General features: G+C 30.6%; 22 protein-coding genes and 7 tRNA genes. 27 read left to right on the top strand and 2 right to left on the bottom strand.

Features of this window, described 5'->3' with window-relative positions:
* Nucleotides 1–6: 6 nt before the first annotated feature.
* Entirely contained in the window at nt 7–1,233 is a 1,227-nt protein-coding gene (locus tag INR60_RS12900) for a NupC/NupG family nucleoside CNT transporter (RefSeq protein WP_194191918.1), read from the bottom strand.
* A 389-nt stretch (nt 1,234–1,622) separates the two neighbouring features.
* Between INR60_RS12900 and INR60_RS12895 the strand changes: the two genes are divergently transcribed.
* Nucleotides 1,623–2,150, top strand: a complete 528-nt coding sequence (locus tag INR60_RS12895) for a YdcF family protein (protein ID WP_194191917.1) — start codon at nt 1,623–1,625, stop codon at nt 2,148–2,150.
* A gap of 157 nt (nt 2,151–2,307) precedes the next feature.
* Here the strand turns inward: INR60_RS12895 and murC are convergent, their stop codons facing one another.
* Nucleotides 2,308–3,687 (bottom strand): UDP-N-acetylmuramate--L-alanine ligase, encoded by a 1,380-nt coding sequence (gene murC, locus INR60_RS12890; RefSeq protein WP_194191916.1) that lies wholly within the window; start codon nt 3,685–3,687, stop codon nt 2,308–2,310.
* Nucleotides 3,688–3,928: 241 nt separating this feature from the next.
* On the opposite strand from murC, the gene purR reads away from it, so the two are divergent.
* The 26 genes from purR to INR60_RS12760 all read left to right on the top strand — a co-directional run bounded on the left by purR (nt 3,929) and on the right by INR60_RS12760 (nt 23,761).
* Entirely contained in the window at nt 3,929–4,744 is an 816-nt protein-coding gene (purR, locus tag INR60_RS12885) for a pur operon repressor (RefSeq protein WP_194191915.1), read from the top strand.
* 109 nt (nt 4,745–4,853) lie between these two features.
* The gene (gene spoVG / locus INR60_RS12880; RefSeq protein WP_194191914.1) at nt 4,854–5,135 is read left to right on the top strand and encodes a septation regulator SpoVG; all 282 of its coding nucleotides are present in this window, start codon (nt 4,854–4,856) and stop codon (nt 5,133–5,135) included.
* A gap of 237 nt (nt 5,136–5,372) precedes the next feature.
* Nucleotides 5,373–6,743 (top strand): bifunctional UDP-N-acetylglucosamine diphosphorylase/glucosamine-1-phosphate N-acetyltransferase GlmU, encoded by a 1,371-nt coding sequence (glmU, locus tag INR60_RS12875; RefSeq protein ID WP_194191913.1) that lies wholly within the window; start codon nt 5,373–5,375, stop codon nt 6,741–6,743.
* A gap of 57 nt (nt 6,744–6,800) precedes the next feature.
* Nucleotides 6,801–7,769, top strand: coding sequence for a ribose-phosphate diphosphokinase (locus tag INR60_RS12870; protein WP_194191912.1), 969 nt, complete (start codon nt 6,801–6,803; stop codon nt 7,767–7,769).
* A 219-nt stretch (nt 7,770–7,988) separates the two neighbouring features.
* Nucleotides 7,989–8,675 carry a response regulator transcription factor gene (locus INR60_RS12865; protein WP_194191911.1) on the top strand — a complete coding sequence of 229 codons (687 nt, stop codon included), beginning with the start codon at nt 7,989–7,991 and terminating at the stop codon, nt 8,673–8,675.
* A 1-nt stretch (nt 8,676) separates the two neighbouring features.
* On the top strand, nt 8,677–10,095 hold the full coding sequence (locus INR60_RS12860; protein ID WP_194191910.1) for a sensor histidine kinase: 1,419 nt from the start codon (nt 8,677–8,679) through the stop codon (nt 10,093–10,095).
* A gap of 16 nt (nt 10,096–10,111) precedes the next feature.
* Nucleotides 10,112–11,188 carry a S1C family serine protease gene (locus INR60_RS12855; protein WP_194191909.1) on the top strand — a complete coding sequence of 359 codons (1,077 nt, stop codon included), beginning with the start codon at nt 10,112–10,114 and terminating at the stop codon, nt 11,186–11,188.
* A 126-nt stretch (nt 11,189–11,314) separates the two neighbouring features.
* A complete protein-coding gene (gene pth / locus INR60_RS12850; RefSeq protein WP_194191908.1) occupies nt 11,315–11,890 on the top strand; it encodes an aminoacyl-tRNA hydrolase in 576 nt (191 codons plus the stop codon).
* A 16-nt stretch (nt 11,891–11,906) separates the two neighbouring features.
* Entirely contained in the window at nt 11,907–15,419 is a 3,513-nt protein-coding gene (gene mfd, locus INR60_RS12845) for a transcription-repair coupling factor (RefSeq protein ID WP_194191907.1), read from the top strand.
* A gap of 88 nt (nt 15,420–15,507) precedes the next feature.
* Nucleotides 15,508–16,515 (top strand): peptidylprolyl isomerase, encoded by a 1,008-nt coding sequence (locus tag INR60_RS12840; RefSeq protein ID WP_194191906.1) that lies wholly within the window; start codon nt 15,508–15,510, stop codon nt 16,513–16,515.
* A 199-nt stretch (nt 16,516–16,714) separates the two neighbouring features.
* Entirely contained in the window at nt 16,715–17,263 is a 549-nt protein-coding gene (gene spoVT / locus INR60_RS12835) for a stage V sporulation protein T (protein ID WP_194191905.1), read from the top strand.
* 79 nt (nt 17,264–17,342) lie between these two features.
* Nucleotides 17,343–18,881 carry a putative polysaccharide biosynthesis protein gene (locus INR60_RS12830; protein ID WP_194191904.1) on the top strand — a complete coding sequence of 513 codons (1,539 nt, stop codon included), beginning with the start codon at nt 17,343–17,345 and terminating at the stop codon, nt 18,879–18,881.
* Between the two features lie 20 nt (nt 18,882–18,901).
* Complete coding sequence (gene yabN, locus INR60_RS12825; protein ID WP_194191903.1) at nt 18,902–20,347, top strand: bifunctional methyltransferase/pyrophosphohydrolase YabN; 1,446 nt, start codon at nt 18,902–18,904, stop codon at nt 20,345–20,347.
* A 253-nt stretch (nt 20,348–20,600) separates the two neighbouring features.
* Complete coding sequence (gene hbs, locus INR60_RS12820) at nt 20,601–20,876, top strand: non-specific DNA-binding protein Hbs (protein ID WP_194191902.1); 276 nt, start codon at nt 20,601–20,603, stop codon at nt 20,874–20,876.
* Between the two features lie 149 nt (nt 20,877–21,025).
* On the top strand, nt 21,026–21,271 hold the full coding sequence (locus INR60_RS12815) for an RNA-binding S4 domain-containing protein (protein ID WP_194191901.1): 246 nt from the start codon (nt 21,026–21,028) through the stop codon (nt 21,269–21,271).
* Between the two features lie 97 nt (nt 21,272–21,368).
* Complete coding sequence (yabP, locus tag INR60_RS12810) at nt 21,369–21,671, top strand: sporulation protein YabP (RefSeq protein WP_194191900.1); 303 nt, start codon at nt 21,369–21,371, stop codon at nt 21,669–21,671.
* Nucleotides 21,671–22,060: a spore cortex biosynthesis protein YabQ gene (gene yabQ / locus INR60_RS12805; protein WP_194191899.1), complete on the top strand. Its 390-nt coding sequence runs from the start codon at nt 21,671–21,673 to the stop codon at nt 22,058–22,060. The genes yabP and yabQ overlap by 1 nt, the downstream gene beginning before the upstream one ends.
* Nucleotides 22,061–22,140: 80 nt before the next feature.
* On the top strand, nt 22,141–22,431 hold the full coding sequence (locus INR60_RS12800) for an FtsB family cell division protein (RefSeq protein ID WP_194191898.1): 291 nt from the start codon (nt 22,141–22,143) through the stop codon (nt 22,429–22,431).
* A gap of 58 nt (nt 22,432–22,489) precedes the next feature.
* Nucleotides 22,490–22,900, top strand: coding sequence for a S1 domain-containing RNA-binding protein (locus tag INR60_RS12795; protein ID WP_194191897.1), 411 nt, complete (start codon nt 22,490–22,492; stop codon nt 22,898–22,900).
* Between the two features lie 210 nt (nt 22,901–23,110).
* Nucleotides 23,111–23,199 (top strand) — tRNA-Leu (locus INR60_RS12790).
* 22 nt (nt 23,200–23,221) lie between these two features.
* Nucleotides 23,222–23,297, top strand: a tRNA-Met gene (locus tag INR60_RS12785).
* Between the two features lie 5 nt (nt 23,298–23,302).
* Nucleotides 23,303–23,379, top strand: a tRNA-Met gene (locus INR60_RS12780).
* 7 nt (nt 23,380–23,386) lie between these two features.
* Nucleotides 23,387–23,475 (top strand) — tRNA-Leu (locus INR60_RS12775).
* A 31-nt stretch (nt 23,476–23,506) separates the two neighbouring features.
* A tRNA-Met gene (locus tag INR60_RS12770) sits at nt 23,507–23,582 on the top strand.
* 8 nt (nt 23,583–23,590) lie between these two features.
* Nucleotides 23,591–23,667 (top strand) — tRNA-Met (locus INR60_RS12765).
* Nucleotides 23,668–23,672: 5 nt separating this feature from the next.
* A tRNA-Leu gene (locus INR60_RS12760) sits at nt 23,673–23,761 on the top strand.
* Nucleotides 23,762–23,775: the final 14 nt, after the last annotated feature.

The raw sequence follows: 23,775 nt of genomic DNA, 5'->3' as shown, positions 1-23,775 counted from the left end.
AGTTATTTATATTGAGAATAGGACTCCGGCAATTGTACCTGTTAAACAAGTAGCAAGTGCACCACCTAATAAGGCTTTAAATCCTAATTTAGCGATAATTGATTTCTTTTCTGGTGCTAATGATCCAATTCCACCGATTTGGATAGCAACAGAACTGATGTTAGCGAATCCGCAAAGTGCATAAGTTAATATTAATACAGTTTTTGGTTGTAATACATTTGCTGCCATTTGTTTTGATAATTCAGCATATGCAACGAATTCGTTTATCATTACTTTTTGACCTAATAAGTTACCAGCTGCAGAGATATCTACAGTAGGAACACCCATTACGAATGCAAGTGGTGAGAATAATTTACCCATTATCCATTGGAATGTTAACCAAGGAGCTCCGAATAATCCACCGATTGAAGCAAGTATCCAGTTAAGGCAAGCGATAAGAGCAACGAATGCAAGAAGCATAGCTCCAACGTTAAGGGCTAATCCTAAACCTTCACTAGCACCGTTTGCAGCAGCTTCAACTACATTTGAAGCAGTTTGCTCAACTGTGATGTTTGATATATCTTTAGTAACTGGTTCTTCAGTTTCAGGAACTAAAATCTTAGCTAAAACTAATCCAGCAGGTGCAGCCATAATACTTGCTGCAAGTAAGTTACCAGCATCAATACCCATTGCTACGTATCCTGCCATAACTCCACCAGCAACTGTAGCCATACCACCAACCATGATAGCCATAAGCTCAGATTGAGTCATTTCTTTTATATAAGGTTTAACTAGAAGTGGTGCTTCAGTTTGACCTAAGAATATGTTACCTACGGCGCTTAAAGTTTCAGCACCTGAAGTTCCTAGTAATTTACAAATAAATTTAGCTATAACTTTAACTACAGCTTGCATGATTCCTAAATAATAAAGAATTCCCATTAAAGCTGAGAAGAAGATGATAGTTGGAAGTACTTTTAATGCAAAGATCATTCCAAAAGTGTTTTCATCTAAAAGGTTACCGAATAAGAAACGAGTACCCTCAGCTGTAAAATCTAATAATTTAGTTATAAAAGTGCTAATGTAATTGAAAAAATCTCTACCAGCAGGTACGTTTATGATTAAAAGTCCAAAAATAGTTTGTATTATAAGACCAGTAATAACTAGACGCCAGTTGATTTTTTTTCTGTTTGTTGAAAATAATACTGCTATACCAATGATAACAGCTATACCTATTAATCCAATAAATCTGTCCAATTTTCCTTCTCCTTTGTGTATTATATTTTTTTGTATGTTAAAAATTATTACAAACGAACATAAAGATAAATGTTTAGAATAAATATTCAAAACATTTATAACAAAAAATATTTAAACGTTTTCTGCATTGCAAAAAATATAAAAGACTTATTTATAATTTATATATTTTCATATAAAAATATGCAGAATATTGTAGAAGAACTAATTTTGTTCGTTCTTATTATAAGTTATAATTGAAAAAAATTAAATAGATTTACAAAAAAATGTTTCGAGAAATTTTGGAAATTAAAGAACTAATAAATAGTGTACGCTATATAATAGTATAATAAATAGCAAGTTTTGGATATAAAAGTATGATTTTTTTAGTGATAAAAATTTTTTGTATTATATTGTTAATTTTATTTGCTATATTAATATGGATTTCTACTCAAAAGGGAGAGGAATCAGAACCTAGCGAAGTTGCAATAGTTTTAGGATGTAAGATAAAGAGTGAAAGTATCAAAAGAAGGTTAGATTTAGCTATTAATTTATATAGGAAAGATAAGGTAAAGTCAATAGTAGCAACAGGTAGGGGGAGAGGATCTATTCCTGAATATATTTGGATGGAAGAAGAACTTTTAAAAAGTTTAGTAAAAAAGAGTGATATATATTTAGAAAAAAGGTCTATGAACACATTCGAGAACCTTTTATTTACTAGGGAGATATTAAATAAAAATAAAAGTAAACGTTTAATTGTGTGTACTAATAGATTTCATATAGCAAGGGTTAAGTTTATTAGCAAGGAACTAGGGCTTAAAGTCAGTGTTGTAGGTAGTAGAGAGAGATTTGATATAAAACTTTGTTTGAGAGAGACAGCTGCTTTTATAAAGGATTATGTAAAGATAAAGTACTTAAAATGTAATAGAAAGCTTAAGTAGTATACTATATTAATGAAAAAATGTAGTAGATAGAGTTTTTGAATTCGTATTCATTTTAAAATAGAAAATACAAATACTTAAACAGTATTTGTATTTTCTATTTTTTTAACTTAAATTAATTACTTAAATTTACAAAATTGTAAAAGGAGAAAGGGTTTTAGTCTTGTAAAAACGTTTCTCCAACGATAACTACATCTCCAGCACCTACTGTAAGAAGCATGTCGTTTTTGTTCAATTTTTTGTTTAAATATTCAACTGCTTCTTTATGAGAGTGAACATTAGTGCATTTAACACCTTTTTCTCTTATAGCCTCACCAAGTTCATCTGAAGAAACAAGACCTGTATCTTTTTCTCTAGCTGCGTAAATATCCATAAGGATTAACTCATCACAGTCAAAGAAGGCTTCTGTGAATTCATTAAATAAAGTCTTAGTTCTTGTGTAAGTGTGAGGTTGGAATACGCAATAAGTTTTACCGTGAGGTATTTTTTTTGCAGTATTAAGAGTTGCTTTAATCTCAACTGGGTGGTGAGCGTAATCATCTATAACAGTGATTCCATTTCTTTCACCTTTATATTCAAATCTTTTGTGCGCACCCTTGCATTCTTTTAAACCTTCAGCTATTTTTTCGTAAGATATATCAAATATTAATCCTACAGAAATAGTTGAAAGTGCGTTTAAGATGTTATGAGTTCCTGGCATTTCAAGAGTAACTTCAAATAGTTCTTCTGAGCCACGAACTACAGTAAATGTAGCACATCCTTTGTTGTTGTATGAAATATTTTTAGCCCATACATCAGAATTATCATCAAAACCGTAGCTTATGGTGTTACAATCTGCGTGATTTAAGATATCTTTTACGTTAGGATCTTCGTTATATCCTATAAGGTATCCGTCTTTTGGTATAAGTTTTGAGAATTTTTTAAAAGTTTCAGTTATGTGGTCTAAATCTCTATAGTAATCTAGGTGGTCAGCATCTATATTTAGTATTATTCCAACGTATGGGAAGAATTTAAGGAAAGATTCCTTATATTCACAAGCCTCAGTTACGAAGTATTCGCTTTGACCTATTCTATAGTTTCCTCCTATAACATCTAATTCTCCACCTACAAGAATAGTAGGATCTAAATCAGCCTCAAGAGTTATGTTAGTGATCATAGAAGTACAAGTAGTTTTTCCGTGAGTACCAGCAACCGCTACGTTGTATTTATGTCCTTTCATAATTAAACCTAAAAATTCAGCTCTATCCATTAAAGTGATACTATCTTCTTTAGCTTTAACAATCTCAGGATTATCAGATGGGATAGCAGCTGTATAAACAACTAAATCTACATCTTTAAGATTATCACTATTATGTCCTATATATATTTCAGCACCTTTATCTTTTAAGTTGTTTGTTATAGCAGATTCTTTAGAATCTGAACCAGATACTTTAAAACCATTGTTTAATAGTACAGCAGCAAGACCGCTCATGCTTATACCGCCAATACCAATAAAATGAACTTTTTTGTTTTTATCATTTAAAAAATCGAATGACATGAAATCAACCCCTTTTCTTAGTTCATTTATAATTATATACAAAATTAATAATTTGAACACAGAAAACGAATAATAATTTATTAAATTTGAATTAAATACTAAATTTACATCTTTAATGAAAATATTTATAGATATAAGTTTAAAATATATTGCAAGAGGAAATGATATAGAATAAAATATGAATATTGAGGTATGATTTTTATCATATATTTCGTATTTATTGAAAATGTGGGTGATTATAATGGAAAAGTTAAGTAGAAATAATAGAGTAGTAGTTATTACAAAAGTTTTAATGGAAAATCCAAATAAGATAATTGGATTAAATAGATTTTCAGAAATGCTAAATGCAGCAAAATCAACTATAAGTGAAGACATAGTTATAGTTAGAGAAGTGCTAGAAAAACTCCAGATGGGTAGAATAGAAACTATATCTGGTGCAGCTGGAGGAATTAAATATATTCCTCAAATCGGAATAGATAAAGGGAAAGAATTCGCTTTAGAATTATGTAACCTTTTAAACGATGATAGCAGAGTGATACCTGGAAACATAATTTATATGACAGATGTTATGTGTAATCCTGAAATTATAAGTAGAGCTGGAACTATTCTTTCATCTTTATTTAAATCAACAGAAGTAGATTACGTTATAACAGTTGAAACTAAGGGTATTCCTTTAGCTTATGAAGTAGCAAGAAATCTAGGAGTTCAATTAGTTATAGCAAGAAGAGATGCACAAGTTACAGAAGGTCCTACGATGTCTATAAACTACGTATCAGGTACTAGTGGAAGACTTCAACAAATGTCACTTTCAAAAAAATCAATGAAGAGTAATTCAAAATGTATATTTATTGATGACTTTATGAAAGGTGGAGGAACTGCACTTGGAATAAAAGATTTATTAAAAGAATTCGACAGTGAACTTACAGGAATCGGAGTTTTAGTTGACAATAAAGATGTAGAAAAGAAAATATTAAACTACGTATCTATAGTTGATCTTCATGCAGTTAATGGATCAACTATATTAGACGTAAAACCTTCAAAAATGTTTGAAAAATAAAATTTTCTAGTTTTTTTTAGAAATATTATAAATTTTCCAAGGAAAAAAGAGGATTTAACCAATAAATGGAGAATTATAATACCATCAAGGCAACTGGAGGTGTAGTTAAATGCAAATAACAGACGTAAGAATAAGAAAGATAACTACGGATGGAAAAATGAAAGCAATCGTTTCTGTAACTTTTGATGAGCAATTTGTTGTACACGACATTAAAGTAATCGAGGGGCAGAACGGACTATTTATCGCTATGCCAAGTAGAAAGACACCCGATGGAGAGTTTAAGGATATAGCACATCCTATAAACACAGACGCTAGAGAGACTATTCAAAAAGCGATACTAAAAGCATATGAAGAAGCATTACAAGAAGAAAATGAAGTAAGTGAAGATTAAATCAGTGATAAAAGGGTAGTAATACCCTTTTATTTTTTTGTTTTGTACAAAAAAGCGAATATTTTTGATTAAACTCTTATAAATAGTAAGGAAAAATTGATTAAAGCCTAGTTTGCGAGGTTGAAATACTGAGATGTTTGAAATATAATTATAAAGGTATATGATTATAATGGTGTATACACTAAATCAAATAATATATACTATTATGTAAATATTCGTCATAATAGAGGTGGTAAAATGTATAAATGCGCATTAATACTTGCGGCAGGACAAGGGAAGAGAATTAAATCAGATTTACCTAAGGTATTACACAAAGTTTGCGGAAAAGAAATGGTGAACCACGTAATAGATAATATGAGAAAAGCTAACATCGAAGATGTTAATGTAATTATAGGAAAAGGTGCTGAGTTAGTTAAAAAAGGAACAGAAAGCAGAAATGTTTCTTATTCACTACAAAATGAACAATTAGGAACAGGACACGCAGCTAAGTGTGCTATTGATTTCCTAAAAGGTAAAAAAGGAACAGTTATAGTTTTTGCAGGGGATGCTCCATTAACTAAAGAAAGTACTGTTTTAGAACTTATAAAAGAACACGAAGAAAATAATAATTCAGCAACGCTTTTAAGTGCAATGGTTGAAGACCCTACAGGATACGGAAGAATCATAAGAGATGAAGATGGTTTTGTACTTAAAATTGTTGAGCATAAAGATTGCAGCGAAGAAGAATTATTAGTAAATGAAATGAACGCAGCAATGTATTGCTTTGATATAGAAGAGCTTATAGAAGCTTTAGATAAACTATCAAACAACAACGAACAAGGAGAATATTACTTAACAGACGTTATTGGAATATTCAAATCAGAAGGTAAAAAAGTTGGGGCAGTTGTTACAGATTACGAAGATACTATAGGAGTAAACTCAAGAGTTCAACTTGCTGAAGCAGAAGAAATTTTAAGAAAAAGAATAAACTTATCACATTTAGAAAATGGGGTAACTTTAATAGATCCAAAATCAACATATATAGGTGCTGATGTAGAAATAGCAAAAGATACAATAATCTATCCAAACGTTGTATTAGAAGGTAATACTAAAATCGGAGAGTTTTGCACAATTATGCCAAACTCAAGAATAAAAGACAGCGTTATAGAAGATAATGTAAATGTTGAGTCATCAGTAATACTTGAAAGTAAAGTAGGAAAAAATACTACTGTTGGTCCATTTGCTTATATAAGACCAGAAAGTACTATAGGTGAAAAAGTTAAGATTGGTGACTTCGTTGAAGTTAAAAAATCATCTATAGGAGATGGAACTAAGGTATCACACTTAACTTATATTGGTGATGCAGAAGTAGGAAAAGAATGTAACTTTGGTTGTGGAACAGTAATAGTAAATTACGATGGAACTAAAAAACACAAAACAATAATAGGTGATCATAGTTTCATAGGATGTAACACAAACTTAGTGTCTCCAGTAAAAGTTAACGATAATACTTATATAGCAGCAGGTTCAACTATAACATCAGAAGTAGAAGAAGGTGCTTTAGCTGTAGCAAGAGCTAAGCAAAGAAACATCAAAGGATGGGTTTCTAAAAAAGGACTAATGAAATAATAAATTTTATTATATAAACTAATAATAGCTAAAATATTGAGGAGGTCTTCATAGATTATGATTAATCATGGAAAGAATATCAAAATATTCACAGGTAATTCACACCCAGAATTAGCAGAGGAAATAGCAAAAATATTGGGATTAGAAATAGGTAAGGCTCAAGTAGGAACTTTCAGTGATGGGGAAATAGCAATAAATATCGGAGAAACTGTAAGAGGTGCTGACGTATTTATAGTTCAATCAACTTGTTCTCCAGTTAACAACAACTTAATGGAACTATTAATAATGATAGATGCATTTAAAAGAGCATCAGCAGGTAGAATAACAGCAGTTATGCCATACTATGGATATGCAAGACAAGACAGAAAAGCTAAGTCAAGAGATCCAATAACAGCTAAGTTAGTTGCTGACCTTTTAACTACAGCAGGAGCAGACAGAGTTCTTACTATGGATTTACATGCTGCACAAATTCAAGGATACTTCAATATACCAGTAGATCACTTAGTAGGGTCACCAATCCTTGCTGAATATTTCGTAAACGAAATGGATTTAGATGATAAAGAAGATGTAGTTGTTGTATCACCAGATTTAGGAAGTGTAACTAGAGCAAGAAAGTTCGCAGATTACTTACATGCACCTATAGCAATAATCGATAAAAGAAGACCAAAAGCAAATGTATCAGAAATAATGAATATAATTGGGGACGTTGAAGGTAAGAGATGTATCTTAATAGATGATATGATAGATACAGCTGGAACTATAGCAAATGCTGCAAATGCTCTTAAAGAATTAGGAGCAACTAAAGTATATGCGTGTTGTACACACGGTGTATTATCAGGACCAGCATTTGAAAGAATTACTGATTCTGCAATAGAGAAATTAGTAATGCTTAATACTATAAAATTACCAGAAGGAACAAATACTGAATTATTCACATCACTTTCAGTAGCACCATTATTTGCTGAAGCAATTCAAAGAATATATGATGACAAACCAATAAGTAAATTATTCGAAATGCAAAAATAAGGCTATTTTATTTTAGAGGCTGCACACTACATAATTTTTTATGTATGGTGCAGCCTAATTTTATAAATTTAAATAATTTCATATATATGGTTAATAATTTGTAACTTATTAGATAAAACTATACTAATGATACTTAATTAATGATAAATTTATAATGGATAGTTAAACAAAAATATAAGTTTTTAAAATATTATATTTAAAATATATGGAGGTGCTAATATGGAGGGCGTATTAGGAAAAGTTTTAATAGTAGACGATGATGAAAATATTTGTGAAGTCATAAACATGTATGTTAAAAGTGCAGGTTATGATACAAAAATTGCAAACAACGGAAAGGAAGCTGAGGATATATTCTTAGAATATAAACCAGATATAGTTTTACTTGACGTTATGATTCCAAACATCGATGGAATAGATGTTTTAAAATGGATAAGAAAAGAAGGAACAACACCTGTAATAATGTTAACAGCAAAAGGTGATACTTTTGATAAGGTTTTAGCTTTAGAACTTGGTGCAGATGATTATATAGTTAAACCATTTGAACCAAAAGAACTATTAGCTAGAGTGAAAGCTGTTATGAGAAGATATACAGCAGACAACACAAACAAAGAAGTAATTCAATACAACGATCTAACAATCGATGCAAATTCATACAAGGTAATTTATAAAAACAATGAAGTTAAAATGCCACCTAAAGAATTTGAACTACTTTACTACTTAGCTTGCAATAAGAATAGAGTATTTACAAGAGAACAACTTTTATGTGAAGTTTGGGGGTACGATTACCCAGGCGACTCAAGAACTGTAGACGTACATGTCAAGAGACTTAGAGAAAAATTACATTCAGGAGATACATGGCAAATAGAAACAGTTTGGGGAGTAGGATATAAATTCGAGGTGAAATAGGATGAAGAAGAATAGTTTAGTTTATAAACTAATACTAACTTTTACCTTGATTTTAGCAGCTAGCACTATATTAGTTGCAGGAACTCTATCTTTTTGGTTTAAGCAGTACTATTTTAACCAAAAGAAAAGTGAATTAGATAAACAAAGTTTAATAATAGAAAATGCGGCGATATCTTATTTGACATTAGATAAAAGTTCTAACTTAACAACTCTTAATAACGTTATTGATTTCGTAGGGAGTGCTGTTGATGCAGATATATTCATTACAGATAATATGGGATACGTCTATGCAGTATCAAATGAAAAAGATGAAAAATATACATATTCACACCTTGGAATAAGTAAAGAACAAATGGATTTACTAAAAAAAGGTCAAAGTATATCTTACAGTCAAAAAGCTGATGATTCGGGAAAAGGATATGTATTTATGAAGCCTATTTTTAATGGTAAATACTTTAGTGGAACTATAGTTATGACTACCTCAATGGATAGCATAAATAGTGAAATATTTAAAGTAAACGAAGTTATTTGGATAACTGCAGTGATTGCTATTATAATAGGATCAATAATTGTTTATTCATATGGTAAACGAAAGTTAACTATGCCACTAACAAAGATAACTACAGCAGCTAGGAAGCTTGCAAGTGGGGATGTTGATTCAAGACTCGAAATAATATCTAATGATGAAATTGGAGAACTTGCAGAATCATTTAATATAATGGCTGAATCTTTAAGGCAAATAGACTCAAACAGAAGAGCCTTTATATCAAATGTTTCACATGAATTGCGTTCGCCTATAACTTCTATTAAAGGATTTATTTCAGGTATATTAGATGGAGTAATCCCTAAAGATAAAGAGGGTTATTATCTAAAAATTGTTTATGATGAAACAGATAGACTATCAAGACTTATAAATGATTTATTAGATCTATCAGCTATGGAAACAGGTAAGATAAAACTTAATATGCAAGAACTTGATATAAGCGTTCTTATAAGACAATGCCTTGCTAAGTTTGAAGGTACAATTAGAAAAAAAGGAATTCACGTTAACGTTACATTAGAAAACGCGCACCAATACGTAATGGGAGATATGGATAGGATTACGCAAGTAATTACAAATCTTTTAGATAATGCGCTTAAGTATGGACACGAAAATGGAGAAATCAGAATAAACACTAAATCTAAAGGCGATAAAGTATTCGTAAGCATATATAACGATGGTCCAACACTAAATCAAGAACAACGAGTTAAGATTTGGGATAGATTCTATAAGGTTGATGAATCTAGGACTAACAAGATAAGTACTGGACTTGGGTTACCAATAGTAAGACTTATTTTGACAGAACACAATGAGGACATTTGGGTTGAAAACTACAAAGATAATGGTGTAGAATTTACTTTCACATTAAGTAAAATATAAAAATTGGTGATAAGATATGAAAGAAAATGAAAATAGAATTGGTAAGATAGAAATTACTAATAAAAATCAAACATTAACCAAATACATCATCTTAATTATATTAGTTGTAATAGGTGTATCGATAGTAACGGGTGCAATTACATCAAGATATATATTCAAAAAAATGGAAGCTCAAGGTAATAGTTCTAATGTTAAATCAAATTTATTTAATTACAAAGGAACTAGTAGTGATGCCAAGGATGTTATTAATGCAGTTGGTCCATCTATAGTCTCAATCGGTAAATCTGAAAAAGGATTAGAAAAGAGTGAGATTAATAGAGATAATACAAGTGGTGTTATAATTGATTCTACTGGAATAATTTTAACTAATTACTCTAGTATAAAAGATTTCAAAGATATATACGTAAAACTTCCAAACAAGGGAGTTAAACCTATAAAGGCAACTCTTTTAGGACACAACGAAGAAACAGACTTAGCTCTTGTAAAAATAACTCATGCAGAATTAATTCCTATTAAATTTGCAGATATAAACGATGTAAAAGAAGGGCAATTAGTTTTTGCGCTAGGGAATTCTACAGGAGATAATTATGTAGGATTAATAACACCTGGTATAGTAACTTCAAGAAACCATAGAGTTACTATAGATGGTGAATACTATTCAGTTATTCAAACTAATGCAGTTATGAATGGAGAAAATTATGGAGGTCCTTTATGTAATAGTAAAGGAGAGTTTATAGGTTTAAATAGCAGAATTGCTACTAAGGAATTAAACGATCAAAATTTATACTTCTCTATAGGTGTAGATGCTATTAAAGAAAGTATAGACTCTATAATAGAAACTTCAAATAAACTTGGATTAAAAGGTGCTGAACTTCAAACTGGAGCCGGATTTTATGTAACTAATTTAAGTGAAAATGGTATAGGATATGAGGCTGGCATAAAGCCGACTGACATAATAGTTAGTATAAATGGTACAGCTGTTAATACTATAGATAAGTTTAAAAATACACTTGATAAGATAAAACCTGGTGACAAAGTAAAATGCAAGATACTTAGAGACGGAAAAGAAATAGAAATAGATATGAAAATGTAGTAAAGAGACTTTTTTAAAAGTCTCTTTATTATTGTTAAAAATTAGTATAATATAAAGAAGTATATTATAAAAATTTAGGATAAAAATATAAGATAACAAATTATATTTAAGAAGAGGAGAAGTTTTATGTTTTTAATAGTAGGACTAGGTAATCCTGGTAGCAAATATAAAAATACAAGACATAATATTGGATTTGAAGCTATAGATAATATAGCAAAAAAGTATAATATAGACGTAAATAGGGCAAAATTTAAAGGTGAGTATGGTGAAGGGTTTATAGGAAGTGAAAAAGTTATCCTTTTAAAGCCAACTACATTTATGAATTTAAGCGGTGAGTCTGTTAGAGAAGTGGTTGATTTTTATAAATTAACTAATGAAGACATATTAGTTATCTACGATGACATAAGCTTAGATATAGGAAAACTTAGAATAAGAGAAAAGGGTAGTGCAGGTGGTCATAACGGAATTAAAAGCATAATAAATCACCTAGGAACTAACGAGTTCCCAAGAATTAAAGTAGGGGTAGGACAACCTAAAGGTGATTTAGTAAATCACGTGCTTGGAACTTTTTCTAAAGAAGAGTTAGAAGTCTTAGAAGAGAGCTTAGAAGCTACTTCAAAGGCTACAGAATGTGTTATAAAAGAAGATTCAAAAAAAGCTATGAACGATTTTAATGGGTTTAGTGCAAATAAAACTGTTTAAGGATGGTGTATAAGAAATGAGATTGGAAGGGTTAAATAAGCCCTTGCTAGATAGTAGGGAATTTGGAGAAATAAAAGAGAATATACGGAATAATAAGTATCCGCAAGCTATTTATGGTTTATCAGACTCAGGTAGAAGCTACGTAATTAACGCTATCTACGAAGAGGAAGATAAGCCTTTAGTTGTAGTTACGCATAATGATATGGAAGCTAAAAATCTTTATGAAGATCTTAGTTTTTATACAAACGACGTTTATTATTTCCCAGTAAAAGAAGTTGTTTTTTACAATATAGATGCAATTTCAGGAGATTTAAGATGGGCTAGATTAAAAGTTATAAAAGAAATTTTAAATAAAGGCAAAAAGATAATAGTTACATCTATAGAGGCTTTTGCAGCTATGTATACTCCTATAAAATACTACGAAAACAGCAGGCTTAAATTAAGAATTAACGAAGAGGTTAACTTTAATAACATAAGTAAAGTCTTAGTTGAAAGTGGTTATGAAAGAGTAGAGATGGTTGAAGGAAAGGGAGAGTTCACTTTAAGAGGTGGTATATTAGATATATATCCAGCTGACGCAACTTATCCTTATAGAGTAGAGCTTTTTGGTGATGAAATAGACTCTATAAGAACATTTAATGTAGAGTCTCAAAGAAGTATAGAAAAAGTTCAAGAAGTAAATATATTTCCTGCAAAAGAAGTTATACTTACAGAAGAAAACATAGATAGTGGCATAGAAAAAATCAAGGGTGAGCTATCAGAAGCTTTAAAAGGAAGTAAGGATAAAGAAAGAAATTCAAGACTTGAAGAAATAACTTTAGCTAACATAGAAAGCTTAAAAACTACAGGTAGCTTCGAAACTATAGATTCTTACTTACCATTTTTCTATGAGGAATTAGAAACTCTTTTTGATTATTTCAAAGGTTATAACGTAATAATTGATGATACAGAAAGATGTTTAGGAAAACTAGATAGCACTTATATTGAATTTAGAGAAAATTATTCTATGTTCCTTCAAAAAGGAAATATATTACCATCTCAAGGTAATTTACTATTAGATTTAGAAAAAGTTATAGATAATTTTGAAGACTCAAGACTTTTAACTTTAGATGTGTTTAAAAAGACGAGGTCTCATTTAAAACCTCTATCTATAGTAAATATAACTCAAATGACGCTTCATAATTATCAAGGACAACTTGATATATTGATAGACGAAATAAAAAGGAAAAAAGAAAGTGGATATAAAACGCTTTTACTTTCGGGGACAAGAACTAGAGGTGAAAGGTTTGTAGAAACTTTAAGAGATAGAGGGATTGAAAGTGCATACAAAGATGATGTTAAAGATATACAATTTGGAGAAGTTGTAATTACTTTTGGAAATCTTTCTAAAGGCTTTGAATTTCCAGAAAGTAAAGTATGTCTAATATCAGATAAAGAAGTTTTTGGAGAAGCTAAGAAAAAGCTTAAAAGGAGAAACCGAAATAAAAAAGGTGTCTCAAAAATAAACTCCTTTGCAGAACTTAAAATAGGGGATTATGTAGTACACGTTAACCATGGTGTTGGTGTGTATAAGGGAATAAAACAAATAGAAGTAGGGGGTAATACCCGTGACTATTTAGATATAGTTTATCAAAAAGGTGATAAATTATATGTTCCTGTTGAGCAACTAGACTTAGTTCAAAAATATATAGGAAGTGAAGGAAAAACTCCAAAAGTTAATAAGCTTGGGGGAACAGAGTGGCAAAAGGCCAAAATAAAAGTAAAAAAATCTATAAACGAGATAGCAGAAGATTTAGTAAAGCTTTATGCTACAAGGTCAACTATAAAGGGATATAAATTCTCAAAAGACACAGAGTGGCAAAGGCAGTTTGAAGACGAGTTCCCACACGAAGAAACGCCGGATCAATTAACTTCTTTAGAAGAAATAAAAGAAGATATGGAATCTACAAAAGTTATGGATAGGCTTCTTTGTGGAGACGTTGGATACGGTAAGACAGAAGTAGCTGTAAGAGCTGCTTTTAAAGCTGTTATGGATGGGAAGCAGGTAGCATTTTTAGTTCCTACAACTATCTTAGCTGAGCAGCACTTCAAAAACATGGTAAAGAGATTCTCAGATTTCCCAATTAAGATAGATATGATTAGTAGATTTAGAACAGCTAAACAGCAAAAAGCTACTCTTCAGGCAGCAAAAGAGGGAAATGTTGATATTGTGATAGGTACTCATAAGCTTGTAACAAAAGATATAAATTTTAAAGATTTAGGGCTTCTTATAATAGACGAAGAGCAAAGGTTTGGAGTTAAGCAAAAAGAAAAAATAAAAGAACTTAAAAAGAATATAGATGTTTTAACTTTAAGTGCAACGCCTATTCCAAGAACTCTTCATATGTCACTTACTGGTGCTCGTGATATTTCAGTTATAGAAACTCCGCCAGAAGAAAGATATCCTGTACAAACTTATGTTATAGAGCAAAATGACCAACTTATAAGAGATGCTATTTTAAGAGAGATGAATAGAGGAGGCCAAGTATTCTTTGTTTATAATAGAGTAGAATCTATAGAAAGTGCTGCAAATTACATTAAAGAATTAGTTCCAGAAGCTAGGGTAACTTTTGCACATGGAAGAATGACAGAGAGGCAGCTAGAAAACGAGATGGTAAACTTTATGGATAGAGAATATGATGTCCTAGTTTGTACAACTATAATAGAGACAGGTATAGATATGCCAAATGTTAATACTATTATAATCTCAGACTCAGACAAAATGGGATTATCTCAGCTTTATCAATTAAGAGGTAGGGTTGGAAGATCAAACAGAATAGCTTACGCCTACTTACTTTATACTAAAGATAAAGTTCTTACAGAAGTTGCAGAAAAAAGGCTTAAAGCTTTAAAAGATTTCACAGAACTTGGTTCAGGGTTTAAGATTGCTATGCGTGACTTAGAAATAAGAGGTGCAGGTAATATGATGGGTTCTTCTCAGCATGGCCATATGGCAACTATAGGTTATGATCTTTATTGTAGAATGCTTGAAGATACTATAAAACTTATAAAAGGTGAGATAACAAAAGAACCAGTTGAAACTACTGTAGACTTAAAGGTGGATGCTTATATTCCAAGCGATTACATCTTAGATGAAAACTTAAAAATAGAAGTTTATAAAAAGATTGCAGCTATAGAGAATTTAACAGACTATATGGAAATAAAAGATGAATTAGAAGATAGATACTCAGATATTCCAGATACTGTGTATAATTTAATGGATATAGCTTATATTAAGAGTAAAGCAAAATCACTAAATATAGAAGAAATCAAAGAAACTCCTAAAGGAATATTCTTTAAATTTGAAGAGGGAGATAAAGATTATAAAAAAGCTTACAAAATTATCTTAGAAAAATACAAAAATAATTTCCTTCTTAAGTTTGGAAATAATCCTGAAATTCAATTTAAAATAGAAAGTATTAAAAAAGAAGAGGTTTTAGTCTTCTTTAAAGAAGTTTTTGATGAGCTTGTAAAAGTAATAAATACTTAATCTTAATTAATTGAATTGTTAAAGAGATATTGATATACTTAAAATAGTCAAAATTTGTGAAAATAAAAAGAGAAGTGAGGGAGAGCACGTGGGAAAAATCAAAAAGATAATAGCTCTAGGATTACTAGCAATAACAGGATTCGCTTTTGTTGGTTGTGATATGATCCAAAAAACTCCAGAAGCTATACAAAATGAAAAATTAGCTGTTGTAGGGGATAAAACGATAACTAGAGGTGACTTAGATAAAGTTATGCAACCTACATTTGATCAACTTAAGCAACAATACGGTGAAGACTACATGAAAAATGATCAAATAAAGGAAAATGTTATAAAACAAGAGAAGAGCCAATTAACAGCTTTAGTAGATAGCGCTGTTATGCTTCAAGAGGCAACTAAATTAAACTTAGTTCCAAATGAAGAAACAATGAAAAAAGAAATGGATGACAGAATGAAATTCTTTGAACAACTTTATGGTTCAAAAGAAAATTTAGAGTCAGAAATTAAAAAAGCTGGTTATAAAGATATGGATGCGTTTAAAGCTTTCGTAAAAGATCAAATAATAGTTGGAAAAGTTATGGAATACATCGTTAAAGACGTTAAAATAACTGATGCAGACGCTCAAAAATACTATGATGAGCACAAATCAGAGTACGAAATGCAACCTGGTGCTAACGTATATCACATCTTAGTTAAAGATGAAAAAGCAGCAAAAGAAATAAAATCAAAATTAGATGGTGGAGCTAAATTCGCTGATTTAGCTAAACAATATGGAACAGATGGAACTAAAGAACAAGGTGGTTCATTAGGATACATTCCATATGATTCAAAAGATTATGATCAAGACTTTATGAATGCTGTTAAAAAGCTTAAAAAAGATGGAGAAATATCAGGACCTGTTAAAACTCAATTTGGTTATCACATAATAATGGTTGATAACATAAACACTAAAAAGACAGTTACTCCATTTAAAGATGTAAAAGACGAAATCAAAAAGACTTTAATGAGTCAAGCGCAACAAGCTAAATATGATGAGTTTATGAAAAAATGGAAAGAAGAATTAAAAGTAAAAGTTTATGAAGATAAAATAGGCAAATAGTTTTAGTAAAGCATATGTAAATTTACATATGCTTTATTTTTTTATAAAAGTTTCTAAAAGAGTATGCTAAATAATAAAATAAGAAAAATTTAGAGATAAATAATTATAAATAATAGTTATATGTGTATAAAATTCCTTATGAATCAAATAATATTAATGACAAAAAACATTATTTGGTTTTATTAGGAGGTTGAAATAAATGAAAGCTACAGGAATCGTAAGACGTATAGATGATTTAGGAAGAGTTGTTATTCCTAAAGAAATAAGAAGAACTCTTAGAATTAGGGAAGGAGATCCTTTAGAAATCTTTACAGATAGAGAAGGTGGAGTAATTTTAAAAAAATACTCTCCAATCGGTGAACTAACTGATTTCTCAAAAGAGTATGCTGAAAGTTTACAACAAGTTATAGGTCATATAATTTTAATAGCAGATAAAGATGCGTTTATCTCAGTAAGTGGAGCACCTAAAAAAGATTATATAGACAGAAAAATAAGTAACGAATTAGAAGAAATTATGGATAACAGAAAAACAATTCTGTTAGGAGAAAATAACGATTCAATTCCATTACATAGTGATGAAGATAACAGCAATATGTCATCACAAGTAGTTGCACCAATTATAGCAGAAGGTGATGCAATAGGAGTAGTTGTTATAGTAACTAAAGAATCAGGAGAAAAACTTGGAGAACTTGAGATGAAACTTGCAGAAACAGCTGCAAACTTCTTAGGAAAACAGATGGAACAATAAGTTAAATAAAAAAACAGTAATAATACCTCCAAACTTGAAATAAAAATTATTAGTAATAATAAAAGTTTGGAGGTATTTTATGAAAAAACAATCTTTAGTAAAGGGCAGCATAATACTAGGTGTAGCAGGGATAATTACTAAAGTATTAGGTTTGTTTTTTAGATGGCCTATAATAATGCTTATTGGGGACGAGGGTCTAGGACTGTATCAAATGCCCTTTCCTTTATATATGTTATTTATAGCGATAGGGGCCGGAGTGCCTGTTGCTGTTTCAAAACTAGTTTCAGAAAATAATGCTATGGGAAGATTTAGAGAAAACTTTGTGATAGTTAAAGAAACTAAGATTGCTATGATGCTTTTAGGTGTTGGATACAGTGCATTGATGTTTATTTTTGCAAAACCTATAATTCATGCATTTAATTGGAATGAAGAAGCTTATTATGCAATGATTGGACTTGCTATTGGGCCTATTGCAATATCAGTTATGACTGTTTACAGGGGTTTTTTTCAAGGTATGCAAAATATGGTGCCAACTGCTATTTCGCAGCTTTTAGAACAAGTTGGAAGAGTTGTTTTTGGAGTAGGACTTGCATACATTCTTTTAGATAAGGGGATTGGTTATTCGGCAGGAGGGGCTGCACTTGGTGCAAGTCTTGGAGGATTTTTAGGTGGGGGATATTTAATGATTAAATATCACTCTGAAAGAAAGAAACATAAAATTAAAAAGGTTGAATCAAAGCCTGAGATTTTAACTAAAATATTTAAAATAGCATTCCCTGTTACGTTAGGTGCCTGCGCTGGAAGTATTATGGGTATCATAGATTCAGCTGTAATACCACACCAATTACTAAATGCAGGTTTTAATAGTGAAGAGGCAACTGTGCTATATGCACAATTAACAGGGAAAGCATCTGTAATAATAAATCTTCCGATGACTTTATCTATGGCACTTAGTATATCCTTAATACCTGTAATTTCAGAAAATTTTATTTTAAGAAAATATGATGAATTAAATAGAAAAGTTGATTTATCTATAAAAATTTCTACAGTTATTTCTATACCATGTATGTTTGGGATATTTATAATGGCAGAACCTATAATGAGATTATTATTTCCAGGTAGGCATGAAGGGTTTGAAATATTAAGGTACCTTTCATTAACAATTCCATTTATTATATTAACGCAAACTACTACAGCTATTTTGCAAGGTATAGGAAAATATATGTTACCTGTAATAAATTTATTTATAGGATGCGGTATAAAGCTAGTCTTAACGATAATATTAGTTAAAAACCCAGAGATAAATGTATTTGGATCGGTTATAGCATCTTTCATAGCATATCTGTTTGTAACTATAATAAATGTTATCCAAATGAAAGTTTATATGAAGGTAAAGCTTGAAGGTTATAATAATATAATAAAACCTATAATAGGATCTCTTATTATGGGGGCAAGTGTTATTTATTCATATAATTTTATATTTGAGAAAACTACAAGTGTAGCTATCTCTTGCTTAATATCAGTATTTTTAGGTATTATAATATATATGATATGGATTTTGTGTGCTAGGGTCTTTGATATGGATGATTTAAAAAGAAGAGTACCAAAAAGAAAATGATATAAAAAGGAGAATACCTAATGATTAAGATTATAGGACTTGGGCCTGGAGCGCCAGAAGCGCTAACAGTAGGAGCTTTAAGATTATTAAAAAATAGTAAAAATATATTTTTTAGAACAGAAATTCACCCAACGGTTGATTTCATAAAAGAAGAGGGAATAAAGTTTGAGACTTTTGATAAATATTACAACACTTTAGAAAATTTTGATGATGTATATAAAAGCATCGCTGAAGATTTAATAAAAAAACATGAGGAACTAGGAGACTTAATTTATGCAGTACCAGGACATCCTTTAGTTGCGGAGATTTCAGTTACAAATTTAATAAAATTATGTGATGAGAATAATATAGTCTACGAAATTGTTCCTGCTGTAAGTTTTATAGACGCTATGATGGATAGACTTAAAATTGATCCTATGGAAGGATTAAAAATAATAGATGCTTTTGATATAAACAACCAAATACTAGATAAGAGAATAGGAACTATTATAACTCAAGTTTATAATCAGTTTATAGCATCAGAAGTAAAACTTAAATTATTAGAGCGTTATAACGATGAAACTAAAATAATATTCGTAAGAGCAGCTGGAGTGGAAGGTGTTGAGAGTATAAGAGAAATACCTTTATACGAGCTAGATATGCAAGAAGATATAGATTATTTAACATCAGTTTATATACCAAAAGATATAAACAACAAAAAAGACATATACGATTTAATAACTATAGTAGATATATTAAGAGGGGACTACGGTTGCCCTTGGGATAGAGAGCAAACTCACGAGAGCCTTAGAAACGCAATAATAGAAGAGGCATACGAGGTTACTGACGCTATAGATAAGGTTGATGATGATGCTTTAATAGAGGAACTAGGGGACGTTTTACTACACGTTATATTCCATGCAGCTATAGGAAGGGAAGAAGGTTACTTTGAACTTTCAGATATAATTTCAGGAATTTGCGATAAAATGGTATTTAGACATCCTCATATATTTAAAGATGAAAATGTTAATTCTTCAAAAGAAGTAGAAGAAAACTGGGAAGAATTAAAAAGAGAAGAAAAAGGTTTTGAAACTTTAACAGAAGAACTAGAGGCTGTTTGCAAAGCACTTCCTTCATTAGTTAGGGCAGATAAGGTTCAAAAGAAAGCAAATTCAGTTGGATTTGACTTTGAAAATGTTGAAGACGCATCAAATAAAGTAATAGAAGAACTTAGAGAAGTTTTAGAGGTATATAAATCTGAAAATAGGGATAGAATAACAGAAGAAGTTGGAGATTTACTATTTGCTTGCGTAAACGTAGCTAGATTTTTAAAAGTAGACGAAGAAGAAGCACTTAATAAAACTACTGACAAATTCATTAAAAGATTTAAACACATAGAAGAAACTGCACTAAAGAAAAACCTAAAATTAACAGAAATGACTTTAAAAGAAATGGACGAATTGTGGGAAGAAGCTAAAAAACAATAAAAAATTCTTACGATAAAAGGATTTTAAGATTTTTTGGAGAATAATATAACTTGAAAAAACTATGCAAAGATTATTCTATTAAAGTTTACTAAATAAAAAAGTAAACTTTACAAAACTTTTCAGAACATTTTAATTAAACGGTATAGACTATGTAGAAAAGTAATAATATAATAGAATAATGTAAGTGTAGTACATATTTAAGAACAGTTAGGTACTATAAATATATAACTGGTTATTTAAGGAGGATGTAATTATGAATAAAGCAGAATTAATTACTAGCATAGCAGAAAAATCTAATTTAACTAAAAAAGACGCTGAATTAGCATTAAAAGCATTAATCGAGAGCGTTGAAGAAGCTTTAGAAAATGGTGAAAAAGTTCAATTAGTAGGATTTGGAACTTTTGAAACTAGAGAAAGAGCTGCAAGACAAGGTAGAAACCCAAGAACTAAAGAAGTTATCGAAATACCAGCTTCAACAGTACCAGTATTTAAAGCTGGAAAAGAGTTCAAAGAAAAAGTTAACAAGTAGTATTGTTATGAATGAACCCGAGGTGACTCGGGTTCTTTTTATAATAACAGTAAAAAATAGTAGAAAAATTAAAATTGTGGCGTAAGCCATTTTTTTACATATAGAGAAATATAATAGTTAAAAATATTTTTTTAGAAGAGGTAAGATATATGAGATTAGATAAATATTTAAAAGTTTCTAGACTTATAAAAAGAAGAACAGTTGCAAAAGAAGCCTGCGAAGGCTCTAGAGTTTCTATAAACGGAAAAATTGCAAAATCTTCAACAGGAATCAAAGAAGGCGATATAATAGAAATTCAATTTGCAAACAGGATTTTAAAAGCAGAAGTAATAAATATTGCAGAACATGTAAAAAAAGAAGATGCAAAAGAGATGTATAAAATAATTTCTGAATAAATTTGTTCTAAGTATAAATAATATTACTTATTTAGAATAGTACTAAGAGTAGTTTCATATATTTTTTATTAGAAGTATTCTATTAAGGGAGAAATATATGGATAATAAAAAAGAAATATCTAACAAAATAAAAAAGAGTGGACTAACATTAGAAGAAAGAAAGATAATGACACTTACAGGTGTCTTAGAAGTAGTTAGCTTTGATGACGAAAAAATTATTTTAAGTACTATACTTGGAAGACTTGTAATCAAAGGACAAGGGCTTAAAATGGATAAACTAGACATTGAAAATAGCGATGTAATAATAAGAGGATATATAAATAGTTTTGTTTATAACGGTAAAGTAAAGAAAAAAGAAAAAAGAAGTTTCTTAAAGAAATTTCTAAAAAAAGGTGAATAATGCCTTTAGAGATAGACCTTCAACTTCATATAGTTTTATATAGTCTTTTGGCGGGGCTTATCGTTGGGGGATTATTTGATTTATATAGGATAATAAGAGGGAAGTTTGGACCTAAAGTAGTTCTTATTATTCAAGATATATTGTTTTGGGTTTTATGTTCTATAGTAATATTTGTTTTCTTGCTTTACACAAATTATGGATTCTTTATGCCATATGTATATCTTTTTATAACTATTTCTTTAGGCTTATATTTAAAAGTGTTTAGTCCATTTATTTTAAAATTGGAAATGTTCTTGATTGCATGGTTTAAAATAACATTAAGGGTTAGTTTTAAACATATTTTCTATCCTGTTAGATTAGTTTTTGGAAAATTCAAAAACAAAATATAATTTAATAAAAAATTACTTGAATTAAGTAATATTAATGTTTAAAATAGATTTATAGAATTTGAAAAAATGAGGTACTATGGATGAAAAAAGGTTTAAAGTGGAAAAATATAATAATCTTAGTACTCGTAGGCTATATAGTTATTTCATTTGTTAGGCAAGAAATGGCAATTAGAAGAATTGAGGATGAGATAAGTCAAAAGCAAACGGAATTAGAAAAACTTAAAGATGAGAATGTAAGACTTGAAGAGCAAGTTAAAAATGCTAATTCTGATGATTATATAGAAAAACTAGCTAGAGAAAGACTTGGAATGCTTAAACCAGGAGAAATTATAGTTAGTGATAAAAAAGGTGACTCAAATTCTAATAAGTAGTTTGTTATTTGTAATAACATAGATATTTTTATTTAATTTAAGGAGGAGTCTTTTAAACATGACCTTAGCGGCAGGAAACATATTAGAAGGTACAGTGGTAAATATCACAAATTTTGGAGCGTTCGTAGAAGTTGGAGGCGAAACTGGTTTAGTTCATATATCAGAGGTAGCAGATTCTTTTGTTAAAGACATAAGACAACATCTAAAAGAGCAAGATAAGGTGAAGGTAAAAGTTATTTCAATAGATGATAACGGAAAAATCAGCTTATCAATAAAACAAGCAAACGTAAGACCTAAAAAATCTTTAAAACCAGTTGAATTTGACTGGGGAACTGAAAAAGAGAAAAAGAAGAAGGCTGGAAACTTTGAAGATCAAATGTCAAAGTTCTTAAAAGACAGTGATGAAAGAATGCAAGATGTAAAAAAACATCAAGAATTCAGAGGCAAAAATAGTAAAAAAAATTATTAATTTAGTATATAAGTACAAATTTAATATATAAATCTATTTAACAAAAGGCTACTGAGGCGTTGGAATCAGTGGCTTTTTGTTACTTTAAAAAGAAATTTGTACAAATAATGAAAAAAACTTTGAAAAACTTGTTGACAGTATACATATCATAATATATAATAAATCTTGTCGTCAGGGGATGACGGCGAAACGAAAGAAAGCGCAGTGCTTGCCGAAGTGGCGGAACTGGCAGACGCACAGGACTTAAAATCCTGCGGTGGTTAAACACCGTACCGGTTCGATTCCGGTCTTCGGCACCAAGTTTTCTTTAAAACATAATATCGCGGGGTGGAGCAGTTGGTAGCTCGTCGGGCTCATAACCCGAAGGTCGTAGGTTCAAGTCCTGCCCCCGCAACCAAATCTGGCGGAATAGCTCAGCTGGCTAGAGCATTCGGTTCATACCCGAAGTGTCGTAGGTTCAAGTCCTATTTCCGCTACCATATATATGCCGAAGTGGCGGAACTGGCAGACGCACAGGACTTAAAATCCTGCGGTGGTTAAACACCGTACCGGTTCGATTCCGGTCTTCGGCACCATATATATGATTTTTAAAGGCAAACTTAATATCGCGGGATGGAGCAGTTGGTAGCTCGTCGGGCTCATAACCCGAAGGTCGTAGGTTCAAGTCCTGCTCCCGCAACCAAAATTTTTGGCGGAATAGCTCAGCTGGCTAGAGCATTCGGTTCATACCCGAAGTGTCGTAGGTTCAAGTCCTATTTCCGCTACCATGCCTGCCGAAGTGGCGGAACTGGCAGACGCACAGGACTTAAAATCCTGCGGTGGTTAAACACCGTACCGGTTCGATTCCGGTCTTCGGCACCAAAAAGATCTAAGAT

It is taken from the genome of Clostridium chrysemydis, assembly GCF_015234215.1.
Lineage (GTDB): Bacteria > Bacillota > Clostridia > Clostridiales > Clostridiaceae > Clostridium > Clostridium chrysemydis.
The sequence above is the reverse complement of the archived record's forward strand: the minus strand, read 5'-3'. Positions and strand labels throughout refer to the sequence as shown.

What these genes read in the sequence shown, in the direction of transcription:
- INR60_RS12860 (WP_194191910.1), top strand. Translation starts at nt 8,677, where the DNA reads ATGAAGAAGAATAGTTTAGTTTATAAACTAATACTAACTTTTACCTTG.
- pth (WP_194191908.1), top strand. Translation starts at nt 11,315, where the DNA reads ATGTTTTTAATAGTAGGACTAGGTAATCCTGGTAGCAAATATAAAAAT.
- yabQ (WP_194191899.1), top strand. Translation starts at nt 21,671, where the DNA reads ATGCCTTTAGAGATAGACCTTCAACTTCATATAGTTTTATATAGTCTT.
- spoVG (WP_194191914.1), top strand. Translation starts at nt 4,854, where the DNA reads ATGCAAATAACAGACGTAAGAATAAGAAAGATAACTACGGATGGAAAA.
- INR60_RS12815 (WP_194191901.1), top strand. Translation starts at nt 21,026, where the DNA reads ATGAGATTAGATAAATATTTAAAAGTTTCTAGACTTATAAAAAGAAGA.
- INR60_RS12855 (WP_194191909.1), top strand. Translation starts at nt 10,112, where the DNA reads ATGAAAGAAAATGAAAATAGAATTGGTAAGATAGAAATTACTAATAAA.
- yabN (WP_194191903.1), top strand. Translation starts at nt 18,902, where the DNA reads ATGATTAAGATTATAGGACTTGGGCCTGGAGCGCCAGAAGCGCTAACA.
- hbs (WP_194191902.1), top strand. Translation starts at nt 20,601, where the DNA reads ATGAATAAAGCAGAATTAATTACTAGCATAGCAGAAAAATCTAATTTA.
- INR60_RS12865 (WP_194191911.1), top strand. Translation starts at nt 7,989, where the DNA reads ATGGAGGGCGTATTAGGAAAAGTTTTAATAGTAGACGATGATGAAAAT.
- yabP (WP_194191900.1), top strand. Translation starts at nt 21,369, where the DNA reads ATGGATAATAAAAAAGAAATATCTAACAAAATAAAAAAGAGTGGACTA.
- INR60_RS12870 (WP_194191912.1), top strand. Translation starts at nt 6,801, where the DNA reads ATGATTAATCATGGAAAGAATATCAAAATATTCACAGGTAATTCACAC.
- mfd (WP_194191907.1), top strand. Translation starts at nt 11,907, where the DNA reads ATGAGATTGGAAGGGTTAAATAAGCCCTTGCTAGATAGTAGGGAATTT.
- spoVT (WP_194191905.1), top strand. Translation starts at nt 16,715, where the DNA reads ATGAAAGCTACAGGAATCGTAAGACGTATAGATGATTTAGGAAGAGTT.
- glmU (WP_194191913.1), top strand. Translation starts at nt 5,373, where the DNA reads ATGTATAAATGCGCATTAATACTTGCGGCAGGACAAGGGAAGAGAATT.
- INR60_RS12795 (WP_194191897.1), top strand. Translation starts at nt 22,490, where the DNA reads ATGACCTTAGCGGCAGGAAACATATTAGAAGGTACAGTGGTAAATATC.
- INR60_RS12830 (WP_194191904.1), top strand. Translation starts at nt 17,343, where the DNA reads ATGAAAAAACAATCTTTAGTAAAGGGCAGCATAATACTAGGTGTAGCA.
- purR (WP_194191915.1), top strand. Translation starts at nt 3,929, where the DNA reads ATGGAAAAGTTAAGTAGAAATAATAGAGTAGTAGTTATTACAAAAGTT.
- INR60_RS12800 (WP_194191898.1), top strand. Translation starts at nt 22,141, where the DNA reads ATGAAAAAAGGTTTAAAGTGGAAAAATATAATAATCTTAGTACTCGTA.
- murC (WP_194191916.1), bottom strand. Translation starts at nt 3,687, where the DNA reads ATGTCATTCGATTTTTTAAATGATAAAAACAAAAAAGTTCATTTTATT.